Source organism: Caballeronia sp. M23-90 (assembly GCF_053574605.1).
On sequence record NZ_JBSIPA010000483.1, the window covers coordinates 1 to 4,858 of the forward strand.

Here is a 4,858-nt window from a genome sequence, read left to right on the forward strand (position 1 = left end):
TTGAAGATTGGAATATGGGCACAACCGAGATTCATGCGGTTTTTCCTGCCGGGCGCGCTGCAAAGCTTGCGGCGAAGACGTTCGTTGAACATTTGATAAGTTTTCTTCAAAGCCACGAGCAGTAGATGATTCTCTGCACCACGATGTGAGTGGCATCGTCCCGCTTGCAGCCAACAGACGTAGCGTGACTGTCGGTTTGGTCAGCGTTAATGCAACGGACCGAGATACTCCTTCTTGCCAATGTCGACACCTTGATGGCGCAAAATCGCGTGGGCAGTCGCGATATGGAAATAGAAGTTTGGCAGCAAGAAACGGGTCAAATATTCGAAACCGGTCATGTCGCCGCTAATACTTAGGAATCTCAGTTGAACGAGACGCCGTTCGGCTCCGACAAAGTCCCCACTGGTGAGCGTTCCCAGATGCTTGACCGTGTTGCTGAGTCTAGTTTTCAACTGCTCGATGTCTGTTTCCGTATCGGGGAAACTAGGCGCAACGGTGCCGGTCAACCTAGCAACCCCATTTTTAGCATTGTCGCTCGCGCGCTGGACTTGAGCGCTGAAGGTCATCATCCCGGGGGCGAGCCGTGCTGCAAGGAGTGAGTCAGGAGCAATTCCGTAGTCGATGATGTGCTTCTGCGCATGGTCGAGGTAGCCTGACATTTGCTGCAATCCACGCTTGAGCGGCTCGATGGTTAGTTCCGTCATGGTAATCATTTGTCATCCTAGTTTTACACGTGAAATTGGTGGTGAAACATATAAGCCTCGACTATGGTCGACGCCTACCGTTCTCTGCTTCGCGCTAACTGCCTGAGAATTGGGAACAGCTCCGCTGGTTCGGCGCGAGCCGTGTAATCCGGATTGACGTCTGACCATGCGATGTATCCGTCCTGCCCGATTACGAATTTCGCGGGCATGGAAAGCGTCCATTCAGAATCGCCATTGAAGATGGAGAGGTCTGCACCGAGTAACTGATGCACCTCTTGCAACTCGACAGGCAATTTCCAACGAACGCCATACGCAGCGGCGACGCGGCCCAATTTGTCGACCAATATTGGAAAGCGAAGCTGGTTGTCCTGCAGTGATTGTTGGCTAAAGGTAGCCCTCTGCTGGGAGACGGCCACGAGGGTTGCGCCCAACTCTTCTAACTCTGGACGAGCTTGCTCAAAGGCTCTCAACTCGAGACTGCAATACGGGCACCAGGCACCGCGATGAAACATCAAGACAACCGGCCCCTTGGATAGCAAGCCCCTGAGCGAACGTTTCGTTCCCCCGCTATCCAGGAGAGAGATATTAGGCGCGAGGACCCCGGCATGGAGCGCGCGGTATGCGGCTCTCTCTTTGATGAGTCTCGCGACTACTCCATGCAATGCGTCCGATGAAGCAGCGTTTGCAGGGTCTAGTTCAAAGTGTGTTCTTACCTCGTCAAGCTGGTCCTGGAGTTTCACGATAGTCCTCTTATCCGGCATACAGAAACTTTGCCAGAGCAGGGGACCTCAAACTAGATAGCTAAAACGCATAGTTGAAATGCAGTTCACACGGGTAAAACTTAGCGATTGGAGTCCATTAACGCTGATGTCGCAATGTTGCCGTCGAAGCAACGTAAGTGCCGTGTGCTGGGCCTGGCAGGCCTTCGTACCTTAAACCGGACGCCACCAGGACGATTGCGTCTCCCGCTGCCTTAGCGGGAGCACACTCTCAACGCTGAAACACGCTCTAGCGCGCTCAGCTATTTGACGCTCCTTGTCCTGTTGGACCACGAAGAAATATGCCGGTGTGTTCTACGAATAGCTCGGGATATTGAAAGAGAGAGCCATGCGCGGCATCCGGGTACACGATTAGTTGCGCATTCGGGAGATGTTGCTCGAGATACAGCGAATTGACGGTATAGAAAATGATATCCGCTTTTCCGCCGACAATCAGGACTGGGATTTTGATGTCTTTAAGATAGGCGAAGCGGTCCCCAATCGGCTTGCCCCACTCCTGCAACGCGGCAAACTGAGCCGGTTGAACCGCGTCATTGATGGGAGCATCGCGATTCTCCACCCGCGCATCCCTGCGCTTCAAGAACGCCCGGCCAGCTGATTGACTTTGCTCGGACGGCGTGAAAAATCCATCCATCCAGAAATCATCGGGGTTCCCGTACTTGTTTGTGAAGATGACTTCCGACTCTTGGGTGAGCGGGATGCCATCGCCGTTGCGTGGGGCGCTACCCACTAAGACGAGTTTTCGGACCAGGTCAGGTCGCTCAAGCGCGATGTTCTGGGCGACCATCGAGCCAATGGAGAATCCGAGGACGTCAACCTCAGTAAGTTCACGCGCGTCGATGAAGTTTCCGGCGTCCCTCGCCATACCCGAGAAAGTCTCGGCGACTCTGCCATTCGAACCTGCAACACTGGCATTGTCGAAAAGAATGACTTCACGGCCTGCCGCCAGCCCGTCGGTAATTGCCGGGTCCCAACTGTCCATGTTGCCGAGAATATGAGGGTTGAAGACAAGCGGCACGCCTTCCTTTTTCCCGAAACGCCGGTATGCAAATCGGGTGTCGCCTGCGGTGACGAATTGCGTTGGCGCCGTGGCATGGGTATCGGGGGGCATCGATTTATACCCCAGCCCCACCGGAGACATAAAGGGTTTCTCCGGTTATCCAGCCGGCGTCATCTGACGCGAGGAACACGACGGGTTTTGCGATATCCGCGGGTTGACCGGCACGACCCAGTGGAGTCATCGCAATCATTTGCGCCTCGAACTCTCCGCCGGACATCCCAGCCGTGTGGACGCCTTCGGTAAGGACTAGACCAGGATTCACAGCATTCACGCGGATGTTTTTCGGTCCGAGTTCCTTCGCGAGCGTTTTCGTGATTGTGTCAATGGCGGCTTTGGTGCCGGCGTAGATACTCCCCGTCGGCGGGGCCATGGTGCTGACCACCGAGCTGATGTTGATGATGCTGCCGCCCGTCGGGGAGAAAAAAGGCAGCGCAGTCTTGGTGACCAACAGCAATCCGAAAACATTGGTGGTGAACTGTCGGTTGAAGTCTTCAAGCGTCACAGCTTCGATTGCCGAGAACGCATACACACCGGCGTTGTTCACCAAGATATCCACTTTCCCGAACGCCTTTTGCGTCGCCGCAAGCATAGCGACAACCTCGCCTTCGACGCTCACACTGGCTTGTACCGCAATGGCTTTTCCGTCCGCCTTGATGATTTCGGCGACAACTTTGTCTGCTCCCTGTTTGTCGGTGGCGTAGTTGACGACAACCGACGCGCCGGCCTCTGCGAGATGCTTGGCAATTGATGCACCGATACCCTTCGATGCGCCGGTCACAACCGCGACTTTGTTTTTCAGTGTTGACATGATGCTTTCCTTTTATCTGCTATGTGGATAGATGGGTGGTTCGCATGGCTCGCAGCGTGCCGCGATTTAAACTTTCTGTTATTGCTCTACACAGCCTTACCAGCTAACCATCCCAGCTCGAGGCGCGAATGATGTCGCAGAAATTGATGCGCTTGAACGCGGGGTCTTTGTCTGCGAGCACGTCCGCTTTGATATTTCCAAAGGTGGTGACAGGCTTATGCTTAATACCGTCAAAGAAGGCTGAAATGATGTCCTCTTTGAATTGTTCAGTGCGTGGAAACCTCTGAAGGATTTCATCCAGACTTTCCGGGTGCACATCCGCCAGACCGATTCCGAGCACATCGAGTTCGACGCCTGCGGTCACCAAAGCGACGACTGGATGCATGTGCTGGGGAATACCCGGCGTTGTATGCAGTGCGATTGCCGTCCAAACGTCATCGACGTCTTGCTGGGCGATGTTGCGTTGTTTGAGGAAGTCTCGCGCCGCATTTGCTCCATCAACCTCGAATCTTTCGTTTGCAGTACTGAAGTCGCGAGTTAAGCCAAGGTCATGAAACATCGCACCAACATAGAGCAACTCTGGGTCAAAGGTCTTTTTGAGGCGTTGCCCGGCCAACGATGCGAAGCAAAAGACCCTGCTCGAATGATTGAACAACAGTTGGGATTCTGTATCGCGAACAAATTGGGTAGCGTCTCGGACAAGAAGGCTGTCTGGGAGCGCGATGCCGGTGATGAATTGATATTTCTCTGCGGAGTCATCGGGCGTGTTGGTCATGCGACTACCTCGCTTAATTGATAGGTCCAAGTTGAGGTTCGGACGGTGTGCGTGGATGTATCAGCCTTCGAGTGCGATAAACACCGCCACTACCGACAGCCCAATCGTGGTGGCATCTTCGATGAGGGCGGCAGATAAGTCACGACCCAGAAGTCGTGCGCCCGACGCTCTTGCGCTTGCTCCAATCAACGTGCCGGCCACGCTACCAACGGCGCCGACGATGAGACAAACCACGAGCTGACCGGTCGAGAGCCCAAGAGCGGCGCCACACAAAGTTCCTGTGACAACTCGCACGATGAACTGCGGGGGTACTTTCCTGCTCGGGGTCTTCGGCCGCTTGTCATTCACCATTTCGACAACAGCCAGAAGCGTCAGAATGTAGGGAGTGACCGCATATCCGAGAAATGCGAGCCACGTGTGTTCCAGATGAAAGTATCCAAGGTGGGCCGCCCAGCTAACCACTGCGAGGCCTGCAAGCGCTCGCAGCCCAGAGGCAGCTCCCAACAAAAATACGGCGATGACAGCGAGCATGGGTAGCTTCCTTTCTGGTTTGATGCGTTTCGGGTCGCGGGCTCAGGTCTTGTTGGTCTGCTCGATAGCGGCCGCGGTAGATTTCAAGCTAGATGTCGCCTCAACGATTAGATTTAGGCGGCTTTTTGCTCCTGTCGGTGGTCGCGTTTGATGGGTTCGAAGTTGTCTATCTGATCGGGATTCAGATGGACCGTTTTTACG

The 4,858-nt window shown here is 54.5% G+C and carries 6 protein-coding genes; all 6 read right to left on the bottom strand.

What is annotated here, in order from left to right:
- Window positions 1–206 precede the first annotated feature (206 nt).
- Window positions 207–713 (bottom strand): DUF1993 domain-containing protein, encoded by a 507-nt coding sequence (locus ACRXB1_RS30495; protein ID WP_449494162.1) that lies wholly within the window; start codon window positions 711–713, stop codon window positions 207–209.
- A gap of 65 nt (window positions 714–778) precedes the next feature.
- Complete coding sequence (locus ACRXB1_RS30500) at window positions 779–1,465, bottom strand: peroxiredoxin-like family protein (protein ID WP_449494163.1); 687 nt, start codon at window positions 1,463–1,465, stop codon at window positions 779–781.
- Window positions 1,466–1,721: 256 nt separating this feature from the next.
- Window positions 1,722–2,594, bottom strand: coding sequence for an alpha/beta fold hydrolase (locus ACRXB1_RS30505; protein WP_449494164.1), 873 nt, complete (start codon window positions 2,592–2,594; stop codon window positions 1,722–1,724).
- 4 nt (window positions 2,595–2,598) lie between these two features.
- Window positions 2,599–3,351: an SDR family NAD(P)-dependent oxidoreductase gene (locus ACRXB1_RS30510; protein ID WP_449494165.1), complete on the bottom strand. Its 753-nt coding sequence runs from the start codon at window positions 3,349–3,351 to the stop codon at window positions 2,599–2,601.
- 103 nt (window positions 3,352–3,454) lie between these two features.
- The gene (locus tag ACRXB1_RS30515; RefSeq protein WP_449494166.1) at window positions 3,455–4,126 is read right to left on the bottom strand and encodes an HD domain-containing protein; all 672 of its coding nucleotides are present in this window, start codon (window positions 4,124–4,126) and stop codon (window positions 3,455–3,457) included.
- A gap of 60 nt (window positions 4,127–4,186) precedes the next feature.
- Complete coding sequence (locus tag ACRXB1_RS30520; protein ID WP_449494167.1) at window positions 4,187–4,657, bottom strand: DUF4126 family protein; 471 nt, start codon at window positions 4,655–4,657, stop codon at window positions 4,187–4,189.
- Between the last annotated feature and the right edge of the window lie 201 nt (window positions 4,658–4,858).

What these genes read in the sequence shown, in the direction of transcription:
- ACRXB1_RS30500 (WP_449494163.1), bottom strand. Translation starts at nt 1,465, where the DNA reads ATGCCGGATAAGAGGACTATCGTGAAACTCCAGGACCAGCTTGACGAG.
- ACRXB1_RS30495 (WP_449494162.1), bottom strand. Translation starts at nt 713, where the DNA reads ATGATTACCATGACGGAACTAACCATCGAGCCGCTCAAGCGTGGATTG.
- ACRXB1_RS30520 (WP_449494167.1), bottom strand. Translation starts at nt 4,657, where the DNA reads ATGCTCGCTGTCATCGCCGTATTTTTGTTGGGAGCTGCCTCTGGGCTG.
- ACRXB1_RS30515 (WP_449494166.1), bottom strand. Translation starts at nt 4,126, where the DNA reads ATGACCAACACGCCCGATGACTCCGCAGAGAAATATCAATTCATCACC.
- ACRXB1_RS30510 (WP_449494165.1), bottom strand. Translation starts at nt 3,351, where the DNA reads ATGTCAACACTGAAAAACAAAGTCGCGGTTGTGACCGGCGCATCGAAG.
- ACRXB1_RS30505 (WP_449494164.1), bottom strand. Translation starts at nt 2,594, where the DNA reads ATGCCCCCCGATACCCATGCCACGGCGCCAACGCAATTCGTCACCGCA.